Origin of the sequence: Nocardiopsis eucommiae (genome assembly GCF_965344335.1) — a bacterium.
In the GTDB taxonomy this organism is placed as follows: Bacteria; Actinomycetota; Actinomycetes; order Streptosporangiales; family Streptosporangiaceae; genus Nocardiopsis; species Nocardiopsis eucommiae.
Map to the genome: position 1 here is coordinate 30,193 of NZ_CBDRIY010000035.1, position 25,273 is coordinate 55,465.

Sequence of the window (25,273 nt, forward strand, 5' to 3'; positions counted from 1 at the left end):
GCGGTAACCTATGGACGCCTGTTGGGCGTGCCCGGTCGCTACCTCCTCTGAGCCGGTAGCGGAGCCGGGCGCGGTGCGCGACTTCCCCCGGTCGCCCGGATGCCCCCTCTTCCGGTCCGGTGAGGAACCGACCGGGCAGACGGTCGGTGCGCGCAGGCGAGTTCGTAGACGCGACGTCCGGCACATCGTGATCCGGACGATCTCAAACCTTGGAGGTGGCGGTGGCGTCAAGGACGCTGGCCGTCTGGGAGAACCGGAAGGTCGTCGGCCTCCTGGTCCGGCGCGACCTGAAGGTCAAGTACCAGCAGTCCGTGCTGGGATACGCCTGGACGATGTTGGAACCCCTCGCACTGACGTTGGTGTACTTCTTCATCTTCGGTTACGTGCTCCAGGCCGACCGCGGGATACCCGAGGACGCCAAGGCGCAGGGCGGCTACATCCTCTTCCTCGTCGCGGGCATCCTCCCGTGGACCACCTTCGGGGCGATCCTCAGCGAGGCCCCGCGCGCGATGATCACGCACTCGAAGCTGATCACCACCATGAAGGTCCCGCGTGAGATCTTCCCCATGGCCACCGTCGGCACCAAGTTCGTCGAGTACCTGCTGACCTGGCCGGTGCTGCTGATCTTCGTGTTCGCGCTGGGCGGCCGGTTCAGCTGGGAGGGCATGCTCTTCTGGCTGCCGCTCGCGATCGTGCTGACCTTCATGTTCGGGCTGGGCGTGACCCTGTTCCTGTCCGCGGTCAACGTGTTGCTCCGTGACGTGGAACGACTGACGCGTATCCTGACCCGGATTCTGTTCTACGGGTCGGCGATCCTGTTCCCGGCCACGATGGTCCTGCAATCGGGCGCCCCGGGTTGGGCGAAGACGATCTACGAGCTGAACCCGCTGATGGGTATCTTCCAGATGCACCGTACGGTGTGGTTCGCCGGATTCGAGGAACTTACGCCCAGTCCTCTCGCGTTGACCTCTGCGGTGGTCGGTTCCCTCCTGATGCTCGTCATCGGGTACTGGACGTTCCGGCGCCTGGAGATGTCCGTTCTGAAGGAGTTGTGATGGCGTCCACCTACGAGGCCGCGGTCGCCAGCGGTCCGGTCATCGAGGCCCAGGGCCTCGGTGTGAAGTTCGCCGTGAACCGCCGCCGCAAGCGGAGCCTCCGTGAGATGTTCATCCACGGCAACAAGCGCGACCCCAACGCCGAGGGCAACGAGTTCTGGCCGCTGCGCGACGTCTCCTTCGAGATCGGCAAGGGCGACTGCGTCGGCATCGTCGGCAAGAACGGCACCGGCAAGTCGACCCTGCTCAAGATGATCGCCGGGGTGCTCCTGCCCGACGAGGGCAAGGTGAGCGTGCACGGCAAGGTGGCCCCGCTGCTGGAGCTGCGCGCCGGGTTCAACGACAACCTGACCGGGCGCGAGAACGTGTACCTGGTCGGCTCGCTGCACGGCATGAGCGAGAAGGAGATCGACGAGCGCTTCGAGGACATCGTCGACTTCGCGGAGGTCAAGCCGAAGTTCATCGACACCCCGGTTCGGCACTACTCCAGCGGCATGAAGGTGCGCCTGGGCTTCGCGCTCATCTCCCAGCTGGAGCACCCGATCATGCTGGTGGACGAGGTCCTCGCGGTCGGGGACAAGGCCTTCAAGCGCAAGTGCTACGAGGCCATCGACCGCATGCTCGCCAACGAGCGCACCATGGTGCTGGTCTCGCACAACGAGAAGGACCTGCGCCGCTTCTGCAACCGGGGTCTGTACATCAAGGGCGGCGCGCTCGCCCTGGACACCGACATCGACTCCGCCCTGGCCGCCTACAACGAGGACACCAAGGCGGAGATCGAGGAGCGCAAGAAGAAGGACGCCGCCAAGAAGAAGCGCGCCGAGGCGGCGGAGAAGAAGGTCGAGGCCGAGGAGAAGGCCGTGGACCCCGCTCCGGAGGAGCCCAAGGACGGCAACGAGGGCAAGGACGGCGGACAGGCCGCCTGACTCACCCCTGAAAGAGCGCATCCCGGACTGTTCCGGAGGTGCGCTCTTTCGTGTCCGGAACTGTCCGTAAAGGCCGAAGAGGGGACGACGGGCGCCATACGCGTGTCAGTGGTTGATTGTACACAGAGCGTGGGTGACGGTGACTCTCAGTTGATACTGGGAGGGCACGGACATGACTGGCACAGTGACGCGGGTGACCGCGCGCATGTTGGAGCGCAGGCACGTCACCCGTTCGGGGGTGACCCGGATCAGTCTCGTGGCGGCGGTCGCCGCGGCCGTCTGGTTCAGCCGGGCCGACGTCGTCGGCGCGGCGGCCGGATCGGCCCTGCTCGGGCTGGTCCTGTGCTGTGACGCCGTCCGCGCCCGGATGCGCGCCCACCGTCGGGACGCCCTCACCGTCTGGACGGTGTCCATGGTGGCGCCGCTCCGTGAGTACGTCGTCTACGTCGGCCTGGCGTTCGGGGCGGCCGCCGCCGGGTTCGCCAGCGCCTGGGGGTGGGCTGCTGGCGCGCTGATCGCCCTGGCCCTGCGTGACGCGCTCCTGGTGGCCCGCTCGGCGCCTCCCGCGTCCTCGAACCCGAATCCTCTCGCCCTGCCCTCACAGCGTCGTCCTGAGGGCCTCCGGCTGCCCGGTCCCAGGGTGCCACCGCCCCGGGACGGTTCCTCGGAGACCGTCACCCGGGTCCGGCCGGTGGCCGGGGCGGAGCCCGCCGAGACGTCCGAGAGCCTCTCCCTGATCCACCTGGCCCGGCGGATCATGGTCTTCGGCCAGCCGACCCGGTTCCTCGTCATCGCGGTCGCCACCGTCGCCTTCGACGCGCGGATCGCGTTCCTCAGCCTCGTGGTCGGCTGCGTCGTCGCGATCACCGGCGAACTGGTCGACCCCTCCTCGCGGGAGCCCCGTCCGTGAGCGCGGGGGAGACGCCCGCGCGCGAGAGGTTCCTGCCGACCGTCCCCGACCTCCGGTTCCTCCGTGATGACAGTCACATGGGGGCTCTGCTCGGAAGGGTGGCGCCGGGCCTCGCACCACCGCTGCTCACCACGGTCGCCGGGGCCGTCGTCGTGCTCGTCCTGATCGTGGCGGACGGGGGACGGCTGACAGGCATTACCCTGTTCGCACCGGTCGCTGCCCTGCTACTGTCCGGTCTGGCCTCGGGCCACCCCCACGACGGGCGGTACGACTGGCTCGTACCCCCGCTCCTGCGCGTCACCGAGTACAGCTACCTGGCGGTGGTCGGGCTCGCGTCCGGTGTGCCCGGTCTCCTGGTGTTCGTACTCTTGGTAACGATCGTCTGCCACCACCGTGACGACGTCGCTCGTCCCGCGGTCGGTGTGCGCCGGTCGGAACGGGTACGGCGCGCCGCGCTCGGCTGGGACGGCCGCATGCTCGTCATCGCGGTCGGGGGCGCGTTGTCCGCCCTCGCCGCCGCCTACGGCATACTCGCCGCATACCTGGCGATCTTGCTCGTTCGCGAGGCCGTGCGCACCTGGAGCGCCACACCGGTGTCCGACGTCCGCGTCGGCACCGCGACGGAAGGCGGCGACGGCACCGACGTCCTGGGGGATCACCCGATCACCCGCCAGGGAGACGGGGGCCAACCGGCCGCCGGAACGAACGGGGAGGCGTGAGAGCCTCCTCGAACTAAGGAGGAACACGCCCTCATGCTCGGAATGGTTCTCGCCGCAGGCGCGGGGCGCCGTCTGCGTCCCTACACCGACACCCTGCCCAAGGCCCTGGTTCCAGTCGACGGCGAGACGACCATCATGGACATCTCGCTGCGCAACCTGGCCGCCGCCGGGCTCACCGACGTCGTCGTCGTGGTCGGTTACCGTGCCGAGGCCGTCGAGGAGCGCAAGGAGGCGCTGGAGAAGCGCCACGGCGTCAAGCTCACCCTCAGCTACAACGACAAGGCCGAGGAGTGGAACAACGCCTACTCCCTGTGGACCGCGCGTGAGTTCTTCTCCGAGGGCGTCCTCCTTGTGAACGGTGACACCGTCCACCCCGTGAGTGTCGAGGAAACGCTACTGGCCGCCCGGGGACCGGAACTCCTCCTCGCGGTGGACAACGTGAAAAACCTGGCCGACGAGGAGATGAAGGTGACCCTCGACGAGGACGGTCACCTCAGCACCATCACCAAGCTCATGGACCCCGCGACCGCCGCCGGTGAGTACATCGGCGCCACCCTCATCGAGGGTTCGCTGGCCCCGCGTCTGGCCGACGCCCTCAAGGCCACCTGGGAGCGCGACCCGCAGCTGTACTACGAGGACGGCTACCAGGAGCTCGTCCGGCGCGGCGAGAAGATCTCCGTCGCCCCCATCGGCAAGGTCGACTGGGTCGAGGTCGACAACCACGACGACCTGGCCAAGGCGAGGGAGATCGCGTGCCACTACTAGCCCGAATGCTTCCCTCCCCGCTGGCGATCGACGTCCGCAGGGGAGCCATCGCCTCGCTCGGGACCGTGCTGGCCGACCGCCGCATCGCGACCGAGGGACGCATCGCCGTGGCCGTGGGCCCGGGGCAGGGCGCGCAGATCGCCGCTGACCTGGACCTGCCGCAGTGCGAGGTCTTCCAGGTCGAGGAAGGCACCGTCGACGCCGCGACCGAACTGGGCAAGAAGCTGCGCTCCGGCGCCTACGAGGCCGTGGCCGGGATCGGTGGCGGCAAGACCATCGACGTCACCAAGTTCGCCGCGACCATGGCGGGCATCCCGATGGTGGCCGTGGCCACCAACCTGGCCCACGACGGCATCGCCTCCCCCGTCAGCTCCCTGGAGCACGAGGGCGGCAAGCCGTCCATCGGCGTCACCATGCCCATCGCCGTGGTGATCGACGTCGACTACGTCCAGGCGGCCCCCTCGCACCTGGTCCGGTCCGGCATCGGTGATGTGGTCAGCAACATCTCGGCCATCGAGGACTGGGAACTGGCCGGGAAGGTGAACGGCGAGCCGGTCGACGGCATGGCGGTCACCTTCGCGCGCGTGGCGGCGGAGGCGGTCCTGCACCGTCCCGACTCCATCGACTCCGACGGGTTCCTCAAGGTCCTGGCCGAGGGCCTGGTGCTGTCCGGGATGGCCATGTCCGTCGCCGGTTCCAGCCGTCCGGCCAGCGGCGCCTGCCACGAGATCCTGCACGCCGTCACCCAGCTGTACCCGGGTACCAGCAACCACGGCGAGCTCGCCGGTCTGGGCGCGCTGTTCGCGTCCTACCTGCGGGTGAGGCACCTGGACTGGCCGCAGGCGCGGCTGGAGGAGATCAGGGACTGCCTGCTCCGCCACTCACTGCCGATCGTGCCCTCCGACGTGGGTCTCGACGAGGCCTCGTTCGCGCGTGCGGTGGCCCACGCCCCGGGCACCCGCCCGGGCCGGTTCACCATCCTTGAACACCTGAACCTCTCCGAGGACGAGATCGGGCGGAGTGTCGCGGACTATGTCGAAGCCGTCGGTCGCTGAGGTCCGCGCGGGCGGCCAGCCCGCGGGGATCAAGGAGCGCGTCAACGAGGAGCACTGGGCGGGCCGTCTCTACATGAGGGACGTCTCCCCGTACCTGTCGACCCTCTTCGTGCGGCTGCGCGTGCCACCGAACCCCATCACGTACCTGATGATGGTGTTCGGTGTGCTCGCCGGTGTGATCGTGGCCTTCGGCGGTCTGTGGTCGGCGGTCCTCGCCGCCGTGTTCGTGCAGGTCTACCTCCTGCTGGACTGCTCCGACGGCGAGGTGGCCCGGTACACGGGCCGCACCAGCGTGGCCGGGATCTACCTGGACCGCATCGGGCACTACGTGTCCGAGGTGGCCCTGCTCGTCGGCCTGGGCATCCGTGCGCAGGGCGAGTTCGAGTCGGGCGGCTGGGTGATCCTGGGCATGACCGCCGCGCTGGGGGTCGTCCTGATCAAGGCCGAGACCGACAACGTGGTGGTGGCCCGGGCCAAGGCCGGGCTGCCGGAGAACATCACCGAGGAGGCCATGCGGCCGAAGTCCTCGGGGCTGAGCCTGGCTCGCCGCCTGGCCTCGGCGCTGAAGGTCCACCGCCTGATCCAGGCGGTGGAGCTGTCCCTGATCGTGGTGGTGGCGGCCGTGGCCGACCTCCTCCTCGGGGACCTGCTGGCGACCCGCGTGCTGGTGGTGGCCTGTGCCGCCGTCGCGGTGCTGATGAGTTTCGCGCACTTCGTGAGCGTGCTCGCCTCCCGCCGCCTGGAGTAGCGGGAGCACCCACGTTCGACGTCACTGGCGGAGCCGTGGACGCTACCCCGTCCGCGGCTCCGTACACGTCGCTTTTATTCTTTCGTTAGTCTGTTTCTGCGAACGTTGACATGTGTCCACCTGTCAGCCGCACGACGTCCACTGAACGGTCGCAACCATGGCCACACCCGTGATCCCTCCATCGCAAGGCTCCGGCGCGCCCACGGCGCACGACAACCGTGCGCCCAGAGCCGAACGGAGCAGTTCCCAGGTGCCTGGAAAGCCCACACTGTCCTGCGTCCTGCTCACCATGGGCAACCGCCCGGCCGAGCTGCGGCGCGCGATCACGAGCGTGTTCGAGCAGCAGGACGCCGACGTCGAGGTGGTCGTCGTCGGCAACGGCGCCGACCTGCCCGAGCTGCCCGAGGGCGTCACCACCGTGCGGCTCCCGGAGAACGTGGGCATCCCCGCCGGACGTAACGAGGGCGTGCGGGCGACCAGCGGCGACGTGGTCCTGTTCCTGGACGACGACGGCTGGTACCGGTCCATGGACCTGGCCCGGCACGTGCGCGAGCGGTTCGCGGCCGATCCCGCGCTGGGCGCGCTGTCGTTCCGGATCGCGGACCCGGACGGCGGCCCCGACCAGCGCCGTCACGTGCCCCGGCTGCGCGTGGGCGACTCCCGTAAGTCGAGCGTGGTGACCACGTTCCTCGGCGGGGCGAGCGCCGTGCGGCGCACCGCCTTCGACGAGGGCGGCGGCCTGCCCGGCGAGTTCTTCTACGCCCACGAGGAGACCGACCTCGCCTGGCGGATCATGGACGCCGGGTACACGATCGAGTACGACGCCGACGCCGTGATGTACCACCCGGCGGTGGCGCCGACGCGGCACGAGAACTTCTACCGGCTCAACGCCCGGAACCGGGTGTGGCTGGCCCGCCGCAACCTGCCGTGGCCCCTGGCCTTCGCCTACCTGGGCACCTGGGTGGGGCTGACCGTTTTGCGCGAGCGCGACCGCGAGGCCCTGAGGTCGTGGTTCTCCGGTTTCCGTGAGGGCTGGCGCGAGGACGCGGGGCGGCGTACGCCGATCAGCTGGCGCACCGCCTGGCGGATGACCCGCGCCGGTCGTCCCCCGGTCATCTGACGGTTGGCCTCGGCCCGCGCGCGGGCCGAAGCCAACGGACACAGGGGTTCGGGGCGCCGGCGCGCACGGTGCCCGCCCCGTGGATCGCTCCCCAGGAGCCGGACCGACCTACTCGGTCCCACTCCTGGGGAGCGTTCGTGTGCGGGCCCGTGCACCCGGTCATCACCGGAGGCCGGCCAGACTGTTGCTTCTTGACAATAGTTGACGATGTGGGCATTGTTTTGCGGTGGGAGGGGCGCCGGACGGCGGCGGTTCACGCCGTGCGGAATCCCCGTCGCTCGTGCTCGGCCTCTCCGGTGTCACCGTCGACCCGGCTCGCCGACTCCTGGAAGGCGGCGAGACCCTCCAGCAGCATCGCCCGTTTCCTCGGGGGCATACGGGCGATCACGGTGTGGAGCTCCCGCTCCCTCCGGGCGCGAAGGTCCCGCATGAACGAGCGCCCGCTCTCGGTCAGCCAGACCCGCAGCTCACGACGGCTGTTGGGGCTGGAGGTCCTGTGTACGAAGCCGACCGCCTCCAGGCGGTCACACAGTCTGCTGACGGACGGAGGGGTGGAGCCCAGACGATCGGTGATGGTCCGCAGGTTCACGCCGTCCTCGCTGTCGAGGATGAACAGGACCTTGAGTTGGGACGCTGAGACCGGCGCTGTCGCCAACTCGCGCCCACGGCCCCACAGCACCTCCATCAGTTCGGTCGCCTCCGAGGCGGCCCGGGTGGCGTCATGTGCCTTTTCCTGCGATTCAGCGCTCACTTTCCAGCCTCACCACTCGCGGTTGTGAGTAGGACCCGTGCCCTGGTCGGCGGCCGGGTATCTCCAAGACCATAACGGAACGCCCGGTTCCGTGCCCGATCGCCGTCCCCTCCCGCAGATCGGGCGGGGGACGTCTACTCCCCCTGACAGAAAACACAGGTTGACGACTTTGAACGGTTACGAGGCAGTCGTACGGGCCCTCCAGCAGGCCAGGCCCGACGGTCTGCTGACCGCGTTGCGCGCGGCCCTGACCGAGAACTTCGAGGCGCTGGCGGCGAACCTGCTGCTGGCCGACTACGGGATGACGTCCCTGTGCCACGTCACCGATCCGGGGGAGGAGCCGCGCTGGCTCTCGCTCTTCAACAGCATTGAGGGGAGGGTCTTCGGCTCCCAGGAACCCATGGTCGAGGGTTTCCCCGGTGCCGGTCGCTCCGTGGTGCGCCTCCCCGTGACCCTCCGGGGTGACCGCACGGGGGTGCTCGTGGTCGAGCTGCCCACCCCCGAGCCGACCCCGGAGTCGATCAGGGAACTGGAGCGCGTCGCCCGCGCCCTGGGGCACGAACTGCTCGTCGCGGAGAGGGACACCGACCACTACCGCGTCCTACGGCGCCGGGGCCGACTCACCCTGGCGGCGGAGATCCAGTGGGACCTCCTGGCGGGACGGGCCTACGAGTGCCCGGAGTACGCGCTGGGAGCCCAGCTGGAGCCCGCCTACTCCATTCGGGGCGACAACTTCGACTGGTCGGCCGGGGGAGAGCGCCTGCTGCTCGGCGTCACCAACGGCATGGGGGAGGGCATCGAGGCGTCCCTGCTCACCAGCCTCGCGGTGAACGCCCTGCGCAACGCGCGCCGGGCCGGGGTGCCGTTGGCCGACCAGGTCGCACTCGCCGACAAGGCCGTCTTCGCGCAGCACCAGGGAGAGCTCTACCTGGACCTGCTGCTGCTCTCCTTCGACCAGGCCACGGGGGAGGTCGAGGTCGTCGACGCGGGGTCCCCGCGCCTGTACCTGCTGCGGGACGACGCGGTGGCGCACTTCCCGTTCGACGCCCAGATGCCGCTGGGCATGGCGGAGGACACCGTCTACACGACCCAGCGTTTCACCGTCCAGCCGGGAGACCGGCTGGTCTTCGTCAGTGACGGGGTCTTCGACGCGTCGGGGCGCGGCCGCGAGACCTTCGGCCACCGTTCGCTGGCCCGCTCCATCCTCGCGACGCGGCTGTTGCCCGCGGCCTCGGTCCCCCAGGAGATTCTGCGCCATCTCAGCGGATACCGTCGAGCGGAGAGAAGCGAGGACGACGCACTGGTGGTGTGCCTGGACTGGCGCGGCAAGGACTGAGCTCCGACGGGCGGACGGCGTCGGAAACGGTGCAGGAAACCGACCCCGGCCGGGACATTCTGGTAGACAGTTGTCGGGCGACAAACGATCGAGGACGGAAACGACATGACCGACGACTCCCCGACGGGGAACGCGCCGCGGACCGTGGCCCGTGTCCTGCGGGACAGGAGCGAGCAGATCGCCCAGCGCTGGGCGGACCTGCCGCTGTTCCAGGCGGTCTTCACCGTCACCCGGGACGAGGCCGTGGAGGCCTGCCACTCGGTGCTCGAATCCCTGGCCCAGGTGGCGGAGACCGGACGGGTCGACGACATCGAGGCCCCCGGTTTCGGAACGATCCGGCAACAGTTGGCGGCGATGAGCGCCTCCCGGAGCCGGTCCGGGCTCTCCGTCGGTCAGATCGACCGTGAGGTCGGCGCGCTCGGGGCCGCCCCGGTCGAGATCCTGGAACGCGAGGCCGAGGACGCCGACGGACGCGACGTGCTGCTCGCGCGGCTGCTGTGGACCGAGCTGCTGTCCACGTTCAGGGTCGTCGTCATCGAGACCACCCTCCAGGAGAACCGGGAGATCGTCGACCGCCAGCGCCAGCAGCTGATGGAGATGGGCACCCCGGTGATCAAGCTCTGGGACCGCCTGGTGGCCGTTCCGCTGATCGGCATGCTCGACAGCGCGCGCAGCCAGGTCGTCATGGAGAACCTCCTGGAGGCCATCGTCGAACACAACGCGAACATGGCCATCCTCGACATCACCGGTGTGCCCACGGTCGACTCGCTCGTCGCCCAGCACCTCATGAAGACCGTCGCCTCCGCCCGCCTCATGGGGGCCGACTGCGTGATCTCTGGTATCCGGCCCGCCATCGCGCAGACCATCGTCCAGCTCGGACTCGACCTCGGCCCGGTCACCACCCGGGCCACCCTCGCGGACGCGCTGGAACTCGCGTTGGAACGGCAGAACACGAACGTCCAGGGGCTCCCGCCCCGCGCCTGACTCACCGATCGGACCCGCCCGTGCAGCCTGGAGCATCCCCCGTCCCCGTCCTGGACCTGGGTGGCATCCTGCTCATCAGTATCCAGGGAGAACTCCTCGACCACGCCGCCGTCGACCTGCGGACGGACGTGACCCGCGCCGTCGCCTCGACGGGGGCCCGGGGGGTCATCATCGACATCAGCGGACTCGACATGGTCGACTCCTTCCTCGCCCGGGTCCTGGCGGAACTGGCCGCGGGAGCCCGGCTCCTCGCCGCCCAGGCGGTGCTCGTGGGTATGCGCCCGAGCGTCGCCATCACCCTGGTCGAACTCGGTCTCGCGCTGCCCGGGCTCGACACCGCCCGGACGGTCTCGGAAGCGGCGGCCCGCTTCGGGATCGAGATCCGCGACACCGCACCACGGACGGCCGCCAGGGGCACGGACTGGAACGAGACGTGAGCACCGACGAGCGCACCTCCTTCCGTCTGCCGGTCCGCAACGACGCGGACCTCATGACGGTGCGCCAGCGCGTGCGCGGCCTCTCCCAGGAGCAGGGGTTCGGCCTCGTCCAGCAGACCAAGCTCGTCACCGCCGCCAGCGAACTGGCCCGCAACACCCTGATCCACGGTGGGGGCGGGAGCGTGACCGTGGAACTCTCCACCGACGGCGACGGTCGGACCGGCATCACCCTGGTCTTCTCCGACGAGGGACCCGGCATCCCCGACATCGCCCTCGCCCTGCGTGACGGGTACTCGACGGCGGGCGGCCTCGGCATGGGGCTGAGCGGTTCCAAACGGCTGGTCGACGACTTCGAGGTCGAGACCACACCGGGAGAGGGCACCGCCGTCACCGCCACCCTGTGGTCGGGCCCGCCGCTCAACGGACGCCGATGACCAGGGTCTGGGACGTGACGGTCAGCGACTCCACGCTGGTCCGCCGGGCGCGCGAGGCGGCCGAGGCGGCGGCCGCCGCCTCGGGGCTGGACCCCGAACGCGCCGGGGACGCCGCCCTGGTGGCGACCGAACTGGCCACCAACGCGGTCAAGTACGCGGGCGGGGGCAGACTCGTCGCCGAGATCTCCCGTGACCCGTGGGGCAACGCCCGGGCCCTCCAGATCCTCGCCCTCGACCACGGGCCGGGCATCCGTGACGTGCGGCGGGCCATGACCGACGGCTTCACCACGGGGAGCTCTCTCGGCACCGGTCTGGGCGCGTGCCTCCGGGCCTGCGACTACTTCGCGGTGGACAGCGTCCCCGGGCAGGGCACCCTGGCCCTCGCCCGGATCGCACCGCAGGGGGCCCGTGAGGCCTTCGCCTCGGGCGCCGTGACCGGGGGACTGCACCTGCCGCTGGGAGGCGCGCCCGAGTCCGGCGACGGCCTCGCCTTCCGCAGCGCCTCGGGTCACCGGACCGTCATGCTGGCGGACGGCCTCGGGCACGGCCCGGCGGCGGCCGAGGCCAGCGACCTGGCCGCCCGGACGGTGCGGAGCAGGGCGGGTGACAGACCCGAGGACCTCCTGCGGTTCCTGCACTCGGAGCTGAGGTCGAGCCGTGGCGCGGCCGTGGCCGTGGCCGACATCGACGAGTCGGCGCACCGGCTCAGCTTCTGCGGGGTGGGCAACATCGGTGCGCGGCTGTACAGCCGTGGCGGTTGGGAGACGCTCCTGTCCCGCCCCGGGATCGTCGGAGCCTTCGGCCTGCGCACGCCGGTGCCGCTGCACCGGGAGTGGCACCCGGGCGACCTCCTGGTGCTCTGCACCGACGGGCTGCCCAGCCGGTGGTCTCCGGAGGGGATCGAACGCCTGGCCGACCTGGACGCCGCGCTGATCGCCGCACGGGTGTTCCGGGACGCGGGCAGTGCCGCCCGCCCCCTGCGGGACGACACCGCCGTCGCCGTCGTACGGCACACCGGACGCCTCCAGGGAGTGAGGACATGAGACACCGTCTCCTGAACGAGCGCGTGCGCTCGGCCGTCGACGTGGCGCTGGCCCGTGCCCGGGTCGGGCACGTCCTGCGCGCGGACGGTGACGTCAAGGAGAGGGGCGCGGACCTCCTGTCCGCCACCACCGAACACGCCCTGGACCGGGTCGGCGCGGGCCGGGCCGCCGTCGTGCGGCTGGAGGCGTCGGGGGACCTCCGTGAACTACGGGCCAGTGTGCTCGGGGACGGTACGGAGCCGGACGGAGCCTGGTCCCGCACCCTGGTCCTGGACGGTCCCCTGCCGGACACCGCCCTCGAACCACCCGAGTCCGAGGTCGAACTGCTGGTCGCGCAGCAGTTGGACGACGACCGGCACCAGAGGAGGCTGTCGGGGCTGGCGACTCAGCGGGCCCGGGAACTCGACTCCCACCAGCGGGAACTGGAGGAGACCAACCTGGGTGTGCTGGCCCTGCACGCCGAACTCGCCCAGGCCAGCGACGAACAGCGCAGACTGCTGCGGGCGGAGCGGGCCGCCAGGGACGAGGCCGAGACGGCGCGGAACCGGCTCACCTTCCTGTCCGCAGCGAGCGCGCAGCTCATGGCCACCCTCCAACGCTCGGAGATCTACGGGCGTCTGGAGAAGCTGCTGATCCCGGTCCACGCCTCCGCCGTGGACCTGTGGGTGGTCGAGGAGGGCTCGCTGGTGCCCCTGGAGGGGTCCGGGAGCGGCGCGCCCCCGGACGCCGCGGTCCGTGCGGTCGCGGAGCGGCGTCCCGTGCGCGGCGAGGCGACACCCGACGGCCTGGTCGGTACCGCCTTCCCGTTCCTCCTCGCGTCCCGCTCGCTGGGCGCCATGGTCCTGCACCGGACCGACGGAGCCGTCCCCGACGACGACGTCATGCTCGGGGAGCTGGCGCGGCGGGTGGCCACGGCGATGGACAACGCCCAGCGCTTCGAGCACGAGCGGGACACCGCGGCGGCGCTCCAACGCGCCATGCTGACCCGGCTCCCCCGGCTGCCGGGGATGGAGCTGACCGCGCGGTACCTGCCCGCCGAGGACGGAATGAACGTGGGCGGCGACTGGTACGACGTCTTCCCGGTCGAGGACGGCGAGTACGTCGGGGTGGTCGGTGACGTCACCGGTCACGGTATCCACGCGGCGGTCACCATGGGCCAGCTGAGGACGGCCCTGCGCGCCTACTCGGTCCACGAGCGGAGCCCGGCCGCTCTCCTGGGGCTCCTGCACCGCCTGCTGGACCGGTTGGAGCCGGACCTGTTCGCCACGGCGGTCATCGTCCGCTTCCGTCCGGGCGACCCCCACGTGACACTGGCGTCGGCGGGGCACCCGCCACCGCTGCTGCGCGACGCTTCGGGGGAGGCGGCTCCGGTCGAGGCGGACTCGGGCGGAATGCTGGGCCTGCCCATCGACCTCACCTTCACGGACAACCGCGTGGAGGTCCCCCCGGGAGGCGCCCTGCTGCTGTACACCGATGGTCTGGTCGAGCGGCGGGGCGAGCCCATCGACACCGGGATCGCCCGGCTGCGGGCGTGCTTCGGGGACGCGTCGCGACGCTCCCGGGGGGCCGAGGAGGCCGCGGACCGGCTGCTGGCCTCGGCGCTGCGCGGGCACGCCTGCGACGATGACGTGTGCATGCTGGTGCTCGGGCCCGTGCCGCCCGCGGAATGACGAAGGGGCGGGGTGCCGTGTGTGGGCACCCCGCCCCCTTTCCCTCACCGAGGATCAGATCTCGGTGACTGCGGCCTCGTAGTCGAGGCGGGGGAGACGGTCGAACCACGCGTCGGGGCCGGGGCGACCGATGTTCATGACGACCAGCGGGGTCTGGGTGGAGTCCGCGCCGAAGAGGTCCTCGCGCAGGCCCTCGGCGTCGAAGCCGGTCATCGGCCCGGCGGCCAGACCGGCGGCGCGCACACCGACGATCAGGTAGGCGACCTGGAGGAACGCGTTCCGCATGGCCATGTCCTCACGGGCCTCGACCGGCATACCGGAGAAGTTCTCACGGGCGTCCGGGAGGACGGGGAAGGTCGTGGGGAAGTGCTCGTGGAAGGAGCTGTCGGCCGACAGCACCAGGGCCAGCGGGGCCGTGGCGGTCTTGGGGGCGTTGTTCCCGGCCATGTGCCTGACGAGGCGCTCGCGGGCCTCTGGCGAGCGGACGGCGGTGACCCGGAGCGGCTGGTTGTTCATCGCCGTGGGGCCGTACTTGACCAGGTCGTAGATGGCGCGCAGCTGCTCGTCGGTCACCGGTTCGTCGGTGAAGGTGTTGGCGGTGCGCGCGCTGCGGAACAGCAGGTCCTGCGCGTCCTTGGCCAGAACGAGGGCGTCACTCATAGGGAAACCTCAGCTGTGCTCGTGCGGTTCAGGGCATGCCGCTGGGGGCCGGCTACCGGGCACAACCTGGTTTGCCAGGAAGATATTTCAACAGAGAACCATTGGTGAGCTCACTCACTCCACGAGCGGCGCCGGACGTCGACCGCTCGGCCGCCGACCGCTCGGTCGCGGCACGCGCTGGCGCGGTATCGTCGGCCTCGGCCCGTTGGCCTCGGTGACCCACTCCTCCAGCTGCTTGACGAACATGCGCGCCTGCACCGGCCAGTGGAACGAGGTCCGCGCGATCCGGTGACCGGTACGTGCGAACTCCTCACGCTGGCCCGGGTCGTCGCGGAGCTCCAGCACCGCGCGGACGGCGGCGGACGGGTCCTCGAACGGGACCACCAGACCCGCCGGGCCCTCCGGGCGCTGGGTCACCAGGGCCCGCGCCATCGGGTTCGGTGAGGTGACCACCGGCAGTCCGTGGGCCATGTACTCCACGACCTTGGTGGGCAGGGAGTGCCGGTAGTTGTCGGTGTCGTGCAGCAGGCTGATCCCGGCCAGGGCACCCGCGGCCATGCGCAGCGCCCGGTCGTTGGGCACGAACCCGTACCAGTGCAGCGCGTTCTCCTGGTGGGCGTCCCGCAGCAGCGGCCGGATCTCGTGGTCGGCGCCGCCGATGACCTCCAGGCGCACCCCGTGGTCGCGCAGCCGTCGGCCCATCTCGATCAGGTCGTGGGCGCCCCGGGCCCTGGAGAGCTGGCCCAGGTAGACGACCCGGTCGTCGCCGGGCGGCCGGAGCGGGGTGTCGGGGACCTCGGTGGTGTTGGGAACCACCGGATGGGCGCCCCGGAAGCGGGGCCGGTACCCCTCCTCGGCCAGCAGCAGGCGCATCCTGCGCTCCGCGCGGCGCTCGAAACCGCGCACGACGGAGCCGAGCGGTCTGCGGAGCCGCTCCGGGATCCAGGACTTGGTGAGGAGCGCGGCGGGGGTGTCCTCGTGCACGTCCCACACCGTCACCGGGCGCTTGGACGGCAGGGCCAACAGCAGCTCGGGGTCGTGGAAGAGCAGGAGGTCGGCCTGCGGAGCCAGGCGTGCCAGCGCGGCCCGGGCGGCCCTCAGAGAGGACAGTCGGTCACGGCCCGAGGCGCGGGGGACGTCCACGGAACGCACCTGGTCCCAAGGGGTCACTCCGCACTCCCGGAACGGGGCGACGTACGTCACGGTGTGTCCGGCGTCCACGAGGGCGCGGATCTGTCGGTGCAGGATCCGGGCGTCCTCGGGGTGGTGCACAATCGTGGCCACAAGCGCGTGCATCGAGATCACCTACGTATGTCACCAGTTGGTACGACTTGTCCGTATTACGATGATCCGCTGTGAGGGTGCGGTATCAGCTGTGCGACACGCTATTCACCTGCGGAAACCGCCCGAGGAAAGCCGAGTGGACGCGTGGGGTGCATCCGGTGAACCCTTGGCTGGGTCACGGTGAACGCACGAAGGCACGCCGCCGAACGCGCGATGGCGTCCGAAGCGACGTGCCTTGGTGGTCCCGGGTCTACCGGGCCGTTCAGAGGACCTGGACACCCTCACGCTGCACGCGACGGCGCGCCTGTGAGGGAACCTCGGCCACGGCCTCGGCGTCCGGGTCGGAGCGCCGCAGGACACCGCGGGTGTCCAGCAGCAGCCGCGCGTACTCGGTGAGCAGCTTGGGCCGGTAGTCGGCGTGGTCCGTGAGCAGGACGGTCAGGTCGGCCTCGGCCATCGCCCGCTCCAGGTCGGTGGAGCGCGGGACGTCCACCCCGTCCACCTGCCAGGAGTCCACGTGCGGGTCGTGGTAGGTGAGCGTGGCGCCCTTGGCCGCCAGCTTGCGGGCCACCGGACGCGCGGGCGACTCGCGCTGGTCCGCGATGTCGGCCTTGTAGGTGACGCCCAGCAGCAGGACCTTGGACCTGGAGAGCGCCAGGCCGGACTCGTTGAGCAGTTCCTGCGCGCGCTGGGTCACGTACGCGGGCATCCGGCCGTTGATCTCCTGGGCCAGCTCGACGAACCGGAACGGGTAGCCGAGCGTCTTGACCTTGTAGGAGAGGTAGTTCGGGTCGATGGGGATGCAGTGGCCACCCACGCCCGGACCCGGGTAGAACGCCTGGAAGCCGAACGGCTTGGTGGCGGCCGCCGAGATCGAGTCCCACAGGTCGATGCCGAGCTCCTGGCAGAAGACGGCCATCTCGTTCACCAGCGCGATGTTCACGTGCCGGTAGGTGTTCTCCAGGAGCTTGGCCATCTCGGCCTCGCGGGTGCCGCGCGCCCGGACCACGGTGTTCACGAAGTTCCCGTAGAACGCCGCGGCCGCCTCGCCGCACTCCTCGGTCAGGCCGCCGACCACCTTCGGGGTGTTGGCGACGCCGAAGGTCGGGTTGCCCGGGTCGATGCGCTCGGGCGAGAAGGCCAGGTGGAAGTCGGCACCGGCGACGAGGCCGGACTCCTCCAGCAGCGGCCGGACGACCTCCTCGGTGGTGCCCGGGTAGGTCGTGGACTCCAGGATCACCAGGGTGCCCGGGGACAGGTGCGCGGCGATGGCCCTGGAGGCCGAGGTGACCGCGCCCAGGTCCGGGCCGCCCTCCGGGGAGAGCGGCGTCGGTACGCAGATGACGATGGTGCGGGCCGTGGCGAGGCACGCGGGGTCGGTGGTCGCGCTGAACCCTCGGGCCAGCATCGAGGCGACGTCGTCCGTCGACAGGTCGTCGATGTGCGACACGGACTCGTTGAGACCGTCGACCACTCTCGTGCTCACGTCGAATCCGGTCACCCTCAGTCCCGCCGAGACGGCCTCAGCCGCCAACGGGAGACCGACGTAACCGAGGCCGAGGACGACGAGGTCGCTGGCCGAACCGGAGCTCTGCTCGGGGACAGGGACTGGGTTGGAGGCTGCGGCATCCACTTCGCGGTCACACTCGCATTCATTTCGTGAACGGGCGCAAATAGTCGAGGACTGCCATGGATCCACCATTCGGAGTGCTGGACGTCCGAGTGTAGGTAGACGTCGTCCCCGGTTACGGGATCTGTCCTGGTTCGGACATTTTTCGAATAAGAACCCGATACGCCTGGCTGTAGCGGTATGCGGCCTCGGTCCACGTTCGGTTGGCTCCGACACGCTTCTGACCAGCTTGACCGTAGGACGTCCGCTTTGGATGACTGTAGGCGAGATTTGTGAGGACATCAGCTAGACGTGCCGATTCGCCCGCCGGAATTAACTCACCGGACACCCCCGGTTCCACGATCTCTCGCAGTGCGGGAAGATCACTCGCGACAACAGGAAGCCCACCAGCCATGGCCTCCACCGGCTTCAGCGGTGTCACCAAGCGGCACACGCGTTCATCAAGTCGTGGCACGGCGAAGACGTCCAGCGCGGCGTGGTGATGGCGGACCCGGTCGGCGGGGACCCGCCCCGGGAAGTGCGCCGCGCCCTCCAGTCCGAGCCGCCGGGCGCGGTCACGCAGCGTGGCCAGATCCGGCCCGTCACCGACCACCAGGGCGTGGGCCCGTTCGCCCCGATCACGCATGACCGCGACCGCGTCCAGAAGCACGTCCAGCCCCTCGTAGCCGAAGCAGCTCGTGGTGGTGCCCACCACGAACTCGTCCGGCCCGATCCCCAGCCCGCGGCGGACCTCCGCACCCGACGGCAGCGGCTCCAGGAACGACTCGTCCACGGCGTTGGGGACCACCAGCAGACGCTCCCGGGGCACCCCGCGCGCCTCGATGTCGGCCCGCATGGTCTCCCCGAGCGTCACCACGAGGTCGGCGGCGAGCATGCACTCCGTCTCGCTGGCGCGTTCGGCCTGGTAGAAGGCGTCGTCCACGCTGCGTGACGGGTCCCGGGACAGCCAGGACTCCTCCAGGAACCCCCGGACCTCGTAAACCACCGGCAACCCGAACCGGCGGCCCAGCTCCAGGGCGAGCCGCGCGTTGTGGTGGTTGCTGGCCGCGTGCAGCACGTCCGGGCGCACCGCCGCCACCAACTCCGAAGCCAGCCGCAGCCCCGACTCCAGTTCGTCGACGTGGTCCCGGGGCGCCGCCCACGGCAGGAGCCGGTGGTAGGCCACCCCGTCCAGCCGCACCAGCGTGCGCGGATCCGGGACCCCCTTGGTCAGCGGATACCCGGCCCGGGTGGCCACGTGCACGTCCATCCCGGCCTCCCGCTGCGCCACCGCGATCCGGTGCGTGCGCTGCGTGTAGCCCGCGTTGGTGTGCGGAAGCGCGTTGGTGACCAGATGCAGCACCCGGATCCCCGCACCGGGCCTCCCCGGGTCGGCCGCCACCCGCCAGCGCCCGCCGTCATCCGCGCCGGTGGCCGGTCGCTGAGCGTTCACCGTGTCGTCAGGCCGCGTTGGCGCACCGCGGGTTAACGTGAACCCGTGACGGTCAGGCGAAACGGACGGGGACGCGGGGACGGCACGTCCCGTGGCCAAGGCGGTCCGGTACTCCGCCGAGGTCCTGTGCGGCCCCGGGGGAAGACGTTCGGCCAGGTCACGAGCTGTGTCGGCGTCACCGGCGGCGAGGGCGGCCGCGACCAGGCGCCCCACCCTGCGGGGCGAGGCGTTCGTGGCGGCGGACAGCAGCACCTCGCGTGCCTCCTCGCGCCGTCCCTGGTCCCACAGGGAGTAGGCACGCGGCAGCGCGCCCGAACGGGCGGACACGGCACGCGCCGAGGTCCGTACCGGGCCGGGCATCAGCCGCAGCGCCAGCAGCGGCAGGCGGGCCGGATCGGAACGCAGGTGGTGCCAGGCCAGCGACGCGGTGAAGGTCACCGCCCTCGGCCAGAGGACGCGCGAACGCGGAACACGGGGTTCGGAAATCTGGGAGTCATGCACGGTCAGTCACACAACCACGTGGACGTGGCCGGATGGTGACAACACGGCGACACGGACGGGACGGCTGGGGCAAAGTACTCCGTCACCCGGGCCGTGCGCACCGACCGCCCGGCCGGACCCCGGCCCACACCAGCACAGCAGACACCCCCACCAGAAGCAGAAGGAAACAGCCGTGGCAACGAGTGCGCCTCTTGGCAGCCAGGACACCGGGATCGTGCACGTGGTCGGGGCCCGCCCCAACTTCGTGAAGGCCGCTCCGGTCGTCTCCGCCCTGCGCGGGCGGGGCGCGCACCAGACGGTCCTGCACACCGGTCAGCACTACGACGACCGCATGTCCGCCGTCTTCTTCCGGGACCTCGGCCTGCCCACACCGGACGTCGACCTCGGGGTCGGCTCCGGTTCGCACGCCTCCCAGACCGCCGCGCTCATGGTCGGCCTGGAGCGCGAGTTCACCGCGAACACGCCCGGGATGGTCGTGGTCTACGGCGACGTGAACTCCACCGTCGCCGCCGCCCTGGTCGCCGCCAAGCTCGGCGTCCCCGTCGCGCACGTCGAGGCGGGCCTGCGCTCCTTCGACAACACCATGCCCGAGGAGATCAACCGGCGGGTCACCGACCAGCTCAGCGACCTCCTCTTCGCGACCAGCCCCGAAGCCGTCGGTCACCTGGCCACCGAGGGCATCTCCCCGGACCGTGTCCACCTCGTCGGCAACCCGATGATCGACACGCTCCTGGGCAACCTCGACCGCTTCGACGCCGACGCCCTGCGCGCCCGACTCGACCTGCCCGAACGGTACGTGGCCGCGACCCTGCACCGGCCCGCGAACGTCGACGACCCGGCCAACGTCGCCCTCCTCACCGAGCGGCTGCACGAGATCGCGGACCGCACCGACGTGGTCATGCCGGTGCACCCCCGCGGCAAGGCCGCCTTCGACCGCGCCGGGCTGGGCGACCACCCGCGCGTGCGCCTGCTCGAACCGCTCGGATACCTCGACTTCGTCGCCCTCACCCGGGGCGCCGCCGCCGTGGTCACCGACTCCGGAGGCGTCCAGGAGGAGACCACGATCCTCGGGGTCCCCTGCCTGACCCTGCGACCCAACACGGAACGCCCGATCACCATCACCCACGGCACCAACCAGCTGGTCACGGAGGCCGAGCTCCTCCAGGCCCTCGGCAAGGTCCTGGACGGACGGACCGAGGAACGGTTCGGTGACGTGCCACCGCTGTGGGACGGCCGCTCGGGCGAGCGCATCGCCTCCGTCCTCACCCAGTGGTCGCGGTGAGCGGCCGTGTCCCCCCTCCGCGCGGGCGCCCCCCGGCACCCGGACCACACCACGGACACCCCGGTGTCCCGACCCGAGGTTTCCCGAACCGAGCACAAGGTGGCAGACCGTGAAACGGCGTGAACAGAGCCAGACCGAACAGCTTCGGCAAGCCCTGGCCGAGCGCGAGGCCCAGCTCCAGGAGGCCCAGGCCCGCCTGGCCTCGCTCGAGGGGTCGACCTCCCTCCAGGTGGGTCGCGCACTCACCGCCGCCGCCAAACGGCCCGGCCGCTCCCTGGTCAGGCTCCCGCGCGACCTCTACCGGCTGTGGCGCCGCAGCGGCGCCACCAACCACGCCCAGCGGCGCGGAGTCGAGCCGGTCCGCTCCTTCGACGCCGACCGTCAGGAGGCCCGCCTCCTCACCGGTCTGAGCGGAGGCCGCGAGGACCTGCTGGTGGTCGCCACCGTCCTCGGCCCGGCCGTGGAGAAGGCCGTGGACCCCTACCTCCGCACGGTGCCGCTGCGCCCGCACGACGCCCAGATCGTCATGGACGCGGTCGACGTCGACCTGCTCCTGGTGTCGTCCTCCGCCGCCGCGCCCGGCTCTCCCTGGGCCCACGTGGGCGACCCCGCCGCCGTCGACCGCACCCGCGCCCTGCACTGGGTGCTGGAGTCCGCGGCCGCACGCGGTATCCCCACGGTCCTGCTCGACGACGCACCGGCCCCGCCCGCCCTGCGCCAGCTCGGCTTCGACCGCGTGCACAAGGGCGACGCCGGGGTGCCGCTGCACCAGTTCAACCCGGTGGCCGCCGAACTCGTCTCCGGACCCGAGGCCGTCTTCGTCCGCACCTCCCCGGACCAGCCGGTCCCCGACGTCCTGGTGGACCTCGGCGCGGGTGTGGTGGACGCCGACTCCCCGGACCTGCCCGACGCCCTGCGCGCGGCCAACGTCGCCGTGATCCCCGAGTCCGGCCACGGCGACCTGCGCCTGCGCCGCCGCGCCTGGGCCTGTGGCACCCGGGTGGTCTCGCACCCGGCCGTGCCCGCGCCCGACACCGAGGACTTCGCTGTCACCGTGCCACGGCTGCGCGCGGAGCCACCCACGCCCCGCGAGGTGCGGGCCATGCTGCGCCAGGTGTTCCTCGACGAGGCGGCCCCCGTCCGGCTGGCCGCCCTCCTGGAGGGTCTCGACTTCGCGTCGGGCACCCCCGGCACCGAACTTCCGCTGAGCGGCAGGGGGGTCGCCGTCCTGGCGGACCCGGCCTCCGAGGCCGAGGCCGAACGTCTCGCCGCCGACCTCCTCGGCTCACGCCTGCGCCCCGCCGAGGTGGTCGTCCCCGACACCGCCGCGCGCATGCCCGGGGTCCAGCGCCTGCGGGCCGAGGGCCTCACCGTGCGCACCGTCCGCTCGACCGCGCCGGACACTCCCGAGGAACTCACCCGGGAGGGCACCCGCTCCCAGGTCGGCGGGTTCGAACCGGAGCACTGGGCGGCCCTGGCCGAACGGGCCACCTCACCGTGGTCGCACCTGTGGACCGGCCCCGTCGGCCGCCACCGCCTGGCCGACCTCGCCTGCGCCGCCGAGTGCTCGGACGCGGACGCGGTCGGCACCCCCGACTCCGACGACCCCGGGGTCCCGGGCCTGGGGGAGCGGGGCTTCTTCGACCGCGACACCGGGGGCAGACAGTACGTGTTCGTCACCTCCGTCACCCCGGAGCTGGCGCGCACCGACCTCCTGCGCCGGGGCTGGCTCCCGGCGGAGTGGAACCGGCGCGGTACCCGGCTCCTGGCCCTGGGCCCGGACCACGGCTCCGGCACCGACGGCGACAACGAGGGACCCGCCCACGCCGACGCCTCGACGGGCGCGGTCGGTTGACCACCCCGACGACGCCCGACCAGTCGTCGGCCGGTCCGCCCCCGACGGACGCGCGCGGCGCGGTAGTACGCAAGACTCGGGCCACCCATCAGCATCCGAAGGGAAGAACGTGAGCACAGCTCCTCCGCGCGCACTCTTGTACGGGGACGTGGACCTGAACATCATCGACGGCTCGGCGATCTGGGCGCAGTCGATGGCGCAGGCCCTGGCGGCGGCGGGTTGCGAGGTCACCCTGCTGCTCAAGGCCCAGGTCCGCACCGACCGGCTGACGGCGCCGCTCACCGCGACCCCCGGGGTCAGACTGATCCGCCCCTACGAGGACAAGCTCCTGTCCGACCTCGGACCGCGCGGCCTCACGCCCGAGCAGGCCGTGGAGCTCATGGGCGGGCTGCACTCACGCAGGCCCTTCGACCTCGTCGTGGTCCGGGGCCGCCGACTCGCTGGTCTGGCCGCACAGGAGGAGAGCCTGTCCGGGAAGCTGTGGACCTACCTCACGGACTTCCCGCACAGCGTCGGGGAACTTTCCGCGACCGCCACCGCCGAGCTCACCGACATCGCGCTGGCCTCACGGTTCGTGCTCTGCCAGACCGAGGAGCTGCGGGCCTTCCTGGAGTCCACGGTCCCCGCCGCCTGTGGCCGTTCCGTCCTGTTCCCGCCCGTCGCGGTGGTGCCCGAGGGCATCGCCGCCGACGGCCGGACCCGCGCGCGCACACGCCTGGCCTACACCGGCAAGTTCGCGCCCCGCTGGAACACCCTGGAGATGACCGGCCTGCCCGAGGAGCTGGCCCGCCTCGGGGTGGACTCCGAACTGGTGATGATCGGTGACAAGATCCACGCCGAGCCCGCCGACTGGGCCAAGCGCATGCGCAGGGCCCTGGAGAGCACCCCGCACGTGGACTGGCGCGGCGGCATGGCGCGGGCCGACGCCCTCCGCCAGTCCGCCGAGTGCGACTTCGGACTCTCCTGGCGCGACCCGGACATGGACGCCAGCCTGGAGCTGTCCACCAAGGTCCTGGAACTGGGCGCGCTCGGCCTGCCCGTGGTCCTCAACCGCACCCCCATGCACGAGGCCCTGCTCGGCGCCGACTACCCGCTGTTCGCCGGTGAGGACACCGGTTCCGTGGCCGCCGTGATCGCCCGCGCCTACCACGACCGCTCCGTCTACGCCGAGGCCGCCGAACGCTGCCGCGCCGCCGCCGCGAACCACACCCTGGAACGCGCGGCCGAGCGCCTGCGCGGATACCTGGCCGAGGCCATCCCCGCCGCTCCCGAGGGCACCGACCCCGAACGTCCGCTCAAGGTGGTCATCGCCGGGCACGACCTCAAGTTCTTCACCCGCCTGGCCGAGTACCTGGACTCGCTGCCCGGCCTGGACGTGCGCATCGACGAGTGGGAGGGGCTGAGCACCCACGACCAGTACCGGTCCCGGGAACTCGCCGCCTGGGCCGACGTGGTCATCTGCGAGTGGTGCGGTCCCAACGCGCTCTTCTACGCCAAGTGGAAGCGCCCGGACCAGCGGCTGATCGTCCGTCTGCACCGCTTCGAACTGTACGCGGAGTGGCCGCGCCGCCTGGAGATCGCCAAGGTCGACGCGGTCGTCTGCGTGAGCCCGCACTACGCCGACCTCACCCGCGAGATCACCGGCTGGCCCGCCGAGAAGGTCGTGGTCCTGCCCAACTGGGTGGACGACCGCCAGCTGGACCGCCCCAAGCTCGCCGGGGCCGAGTACTCGCTCGGCATGATCGGCATCGCGCCGTCCCGCAAGCGCCTGGACCGGGGACTCGACGTGCTCTCGGAGCTGCGCCGGATGGACCCCCGATACACGCTGTCGGTCAAGACCAAGCAGCCGTGGGAGTACTGGTGGATCTGGAACCGGCCGGAGGAGCGCGCCTACTTCGAGCGGGTGTACCGGCGTATCCAGCGTGACGAGAGCCTGGCCTCCGGGGTGGTCTTCGACGGTTTCGGGCCGGACGTGGCCACCTGGCTGCGCCGGGTCGGGATCGTGCTCTCCACCAGTGACGACGAGTCCTTCCACCTGGCCCCCGCCGAGTGCGCGGCCTCCGGCGGGCTCCCGGCACTCCTCGCGTGGCCGGGCTCGGACACCATCTACGACCCGCACTGGATCCACGACGACGCGGTGGCCATGGCGGAGTCCATCCACGCGACCGTCTCCGAGGGCCGGTTCGGTGAGGAGAGCGAGCGCGCCCGCGCGGAGGTGACGGCCGTCTACGGGTTGGAGCGGGTCCGGGGGCTGTGGAGTGATCTGGTCGTCCGGGGCGAGGTCCCCGCCGCCCAGGGTTCCACGGCGCACGCGAGCGCCAACTAGGGGTGCTTTTCTGCACCTCCGCTTCGCTTCGGTGCGTGTTCGGGCGCCCAAGAAGCCAGGGATTCGGGTTGAGGCAAGCACAGCATCCTCGTCTGTGCCTGGCTCGTTCCTCGCTGGCGGCTTGACTCGTCTTGCAGAACCCTGGCGGCGCCCGAACGGGCACCCCCTTGTGATGGAGGCGTGAGGGCGGGACCCGCGCCCACCCACAGTCGTGAGTCCCGCTCAGGGCCCGAGGCCACAAGGGGGTGTTTTGGTTCGGGCGCCGGCAGGGTTCTGGAGGTGCCGGAGGTGGGATTGCGAGGAACGAGCCATCACACCGTAGGTGCCGAAGGTTCCTGCCTTTCGGGGCG

22 protein-coding genes are annotated in these 25,273 nt (G+C 71.1%); 17 read left to right on the forward strand and 5 right to left on the reverse strand.

The window, feature by feature from the left end; all coding sequences use genetic code 11:
* Positions 1–209: 209 nt before the first annotated feature.
* The 8 genes from ACRWK8_RS20455 (at position 210) to ACRWK8_RS20490 (ending at position 7,298) form a co-directional block, all read left to right on the forward strand.
* Positions 210–1,055, forward strand: coding sequence for an ABC transporter permease (locus ACRWK8_RS20455; RefSeq protein WP_378742390.1), 846 nt, complete (start codon positions 210–212; stop codon positions 1,053–1,055).
* Complete coding sequence (locus ACRWK8_RS20460) at positions 1,055–1,981, forward strand: ABC transporter ATP-binding protein (protein WP_378742392.1); 927 nt, start codon at positions 1,055–1,057, stop codon at positions 1,979–1,981. Before ACRWK8_RS20455 ends, ACRWK8_RS20460 begins: the two co-directional genes overlap by 1 nt.
* 172 nt (positions 1,982–2,153) lie before the next feature.
* On the forward strand, positions 2,154–2,891 hold the full coding sequence (locus ACRWK8_RS20465; protein WP_431872225.1) for a hypothetical protein: 738 nt from the start codon (positions 2,154–2,156) through the stop codon (positions 2,889–2,891).
* A gap of 77 nt (positions 2,892–2,968) precedes the next feature.
* Positions 2,969–3,610 carry a DUF5941 domain-containing protein gene (locus ACRWK8_RS20470; protein ID WP_431872259.1) on the forward strand — a complete coding sequence of 214 codons (642 nt, stop codon included), beginning with the start codon at positions 2,969–2,971 and terminating at the stop codon, positions 3,608–3,610.
* Positions 3,611–3,643: 33 nt separating this feature from the next.
* Positions 3,644–4,375 carry a phosphocholine cytidylyltransferase family protein gene (locus tag ACRWK8_RS20475; protein ID WP_378742396.1) on the forward strand — a complete coding sequence of 244 codons (732 nt, stop codon included), beginning with the start codon at positions 3,644–3,646 and terminating at the stop codon, positions 4,373–4,375.
* Between the two features lie 5 nt (positions 4,376–4,380).
* The gene (locus tag ACRWK8_RS20480) at positions 4,381–5,430 is read left to right on the forward strand and encodes an iron-containing alcohol dehydrogenase family protein (RefSeq protein ID WP_378742398.1); all 1,050 of its coding nucleotides are present in this window, start codon (positions 4,381–4,383) and stop codon (positions 5,428–5,430) included.
* A complete protein-coding gene (locus tag ACRWK8_RS20485; protein ID WP_378742400.1) occupies positions 5,408–6,178 on the forward strand; it encodes a CDP-alcohol phosphatidyltransferase family protein in 771 nt (256 codons plus the stop codon). Before ACRWK8_RS20480 ends, ACRWK8_RS20485 begins: the two co-directional genes overlap by 23 nt.
* 289 nt (positions 6,179–6,467) lie before the next feature.
* Positions 6,468–7,298: a glycosyltransferase family 2 protein gene (locus ACRWK8_RS20490; RefSeq protein WP_378742479.1), complete on the forward strand. Its 831-nt coding sequence runs from the start codon at positions 6,468–6,470 to the stop codon at positions 7,296–7,298.
* 253 nt (positions 7,299–7,551) lie between these two features.
* Here ACRWK8_RS20490 and ACRWK8_RS20495 read toward each other — a convergent pair whose 3' ends face one another.
* Positions 7,552–8,049, reverse strand: a complete 498-nt coding sequence (locus ACRWK8_RS20495; protein WP_431872228.1) for a MarR family winged helix-turn-helix transcriptional regulator — start codon at positions 8,047–8,049, stop codon at positions 7,552–7,554.
* A 169-nt stretch (positions 8,050–8,218) separates the two neighbouring features.
* Between ACRWK8_RS20495 and ACRWK8_RS20500 the strand changes: the two genes are divergently transcribed.
* The 6 genes from ACRWK8_RS20500 (at position 8,219) to ACRWK8_RS20525 (ending at position 13,953) form a co-directional block, all read left to right on the forward strand.
* Positions 8,219–9,385, forward strand: coding sequence for a PP2C family protein-serine/threonine phosphatase (locus ACRWK8_RS20500; RefSeq protein WP_378742481.1), 1,167 nt, complete (start codon positions 8,219–8,221; stop codon positions 9,383–9,385).
* Between the two features lie 105 nt (positions 9,386–9,490).
* On the forward strand, positions 9,491–10,369 hold the full coding sequence (locus tag ACRWK8_RS20505; protein ID WP_431872230.1) for an STAS domain-containing protein: 879 nt from the start codon (positions 9,491–9,493) through the stop codon (positions 10,367–10,369).
* A gap of 20 nt (positions 10,370–10,389) precedes the next feature.
* Positions 10,390–10,806 carry an STAS domain-containing protein gene (locus tag ACRWK8_RS20510; RefSeq protein WP_352388145.1) on the forward strand — a complete coding sequence of 139 codons (417 nt, stop codon included), beginning with the start codon at positions 10,390–10,392 and terminating at the stop codon, positions 10,804–10,806.
* Positions 10,803–11,240 carry an anti-sigma regulatory factor gene (locus ACRWK8_RS20515; protein WP_378742407.1) on the forward strand — a complete coding sequence of 146 codons (438 nt, stop codon included), beginning with the start codon at positions 10,803–10,805 and terminating at the stop codon, positions 11,238–11,240. The genes ACRWK8_RS20510 and ACRWK8_RS20515 overlap by 4 nt, the downstream gene beginning before the upstream one ends.
* The gene (locus tag ACRWK8_RS20520) at positions 11,237–12,283 is read left to right on the forward strand and encodes a SpoIIE family protein phosphatase (protein ID WP_378742408.1); all 1,047 of its coding nucleotides are present in this window, start codon (positions 11,237–11,239) and stop codon (positions 12,281–12,283) included. The genes ACRWK8_RS20515 and ACRWK8_RS20520 overlap by 4 nt, the downstream gene beginning before the upstream one ends.
* Complete coding sequence (locus ACRWK8_RS20525) at positions 12,280–13,953, forward strand: PP2C family protein-serine/threonine phosphatase (protein ID WP_431872233.1); 1,674 nt, start codon at positions 12,280–12,282, stop codon at positions 13,951–13,953. Before ACRWK8_RS20520 ends, ACRWK8_RS20525 begins: the two co-directional genes overlap by 4 nt.
* A 54-nt stretch (positions 13,954–14,007) precedes the next feature.
* Here ACRWK8_RS20525 and ACRWK8_RS20530 read toward each other — a convergent pair whose 3' ends face one another.
* The 4 genes from ACRWK8_RS20530 to ACRWK8_RS20545 all read right to left on the reverse strand — a co-directional run bounded on the left by ACRWK8_RS20530 (position 14,008) and on the right by ACRWK8_RS20545 (position 19,397).
* Complete coding sequence (locus ACRWK8_RS20530; RefSeq protein WP_378742412.1) at positions 14,008–14,613, reverse strand: malonic semialdehyde reductase; 606 nt, start codon at positions 14,611–14,613, stop codon at positions 14,008–14,010.
* 114 nt (positions 14,614–14,727) lie between these two features.
* Complete coding sequence (locus ACRWK8_RS20535) at positions 14,728–15,909, reverse strand: glycosyltransferase family 4 protein (protein ID WP_431872235.1); 1,182 nt, start codon at positions 15,907–15,909, stop codon at positions 14,728–14,730.
* Between the two features lie 250 nt (positions 15,910–16,159).
* Positions 16,160–17,530 carry a nucleotide sugar dehydrogenase gene (locus ACRWK8_RS20540; protein ID WP_378742416.1) on the reverse strand — a complete coding sequence of 457 codons (1,371 nt, stop codon included), beginning with the start codon at positions 17,528–17,530 and terminating at the stop codon, positions 16,160–16,162.
* Between the two features lie 112 nt (positions 17,531–17,642).
* Positions 17,643–19,397, reverse strand: coding sequence for a glycosyltransferase family 4 protein (locus ACRWK8_RS20545; RefSeq protein ID WP_431872237.1), 1,755 nt, complete (start codon positions 19,395–19,397; stop codon positions 17,643–17,645).
* A gap of 235 nt (positions 19,398–19,632) precedes the next feature.
* Here ACRWK8_RS20545 and wecB point away from each other — a divergent pair, with 235 nt between their 5' ends.
* From wecB to ACRWK8_RS20560, 3 genes are all read left to right on the forward strand, one after another.
* Positions 19,633–20,742, forward strand: a complete 1,110-nt coding sequence (gene wecB / locus ACRWK8_RS20550; RefSeq protein WP_378742420.1) for a non-hydrolyzing UDP-N-acetylglucosamine 2-epimerase — start codon at positions 19,633–19,635, stop codon at positions 20,740–20,742.
* Positions 20,743–20,851: 109 nt separating this feature from the next.
* Positions 20,852–22,597 carry a hypothetical protein gene (locus ACRWK8_RS20555; RefSeq protein ID WP_431872240.1) on the forward strand — a complete coding sequence of 582 codons (1,746 nt, stop codon included), beginning with the start codon at positions 20,852–20,854 and terminating at the stop codon, positions 22,595–22,597.
* A gap of 136 nt (positions 22,598–22,733) precedes the next feature.
* Entirely contained in the window at positions 22,734–24,923 is a 2,190-nt protein-coding gene (locus ACRWK8_RS20560) for a glycosyltransferase (RefSeq protein WP_378742483.1), read from the forward strand.
* The last annotated feature ends 350 nt before the right edge of the window (positions 24,924–25,273 follow it).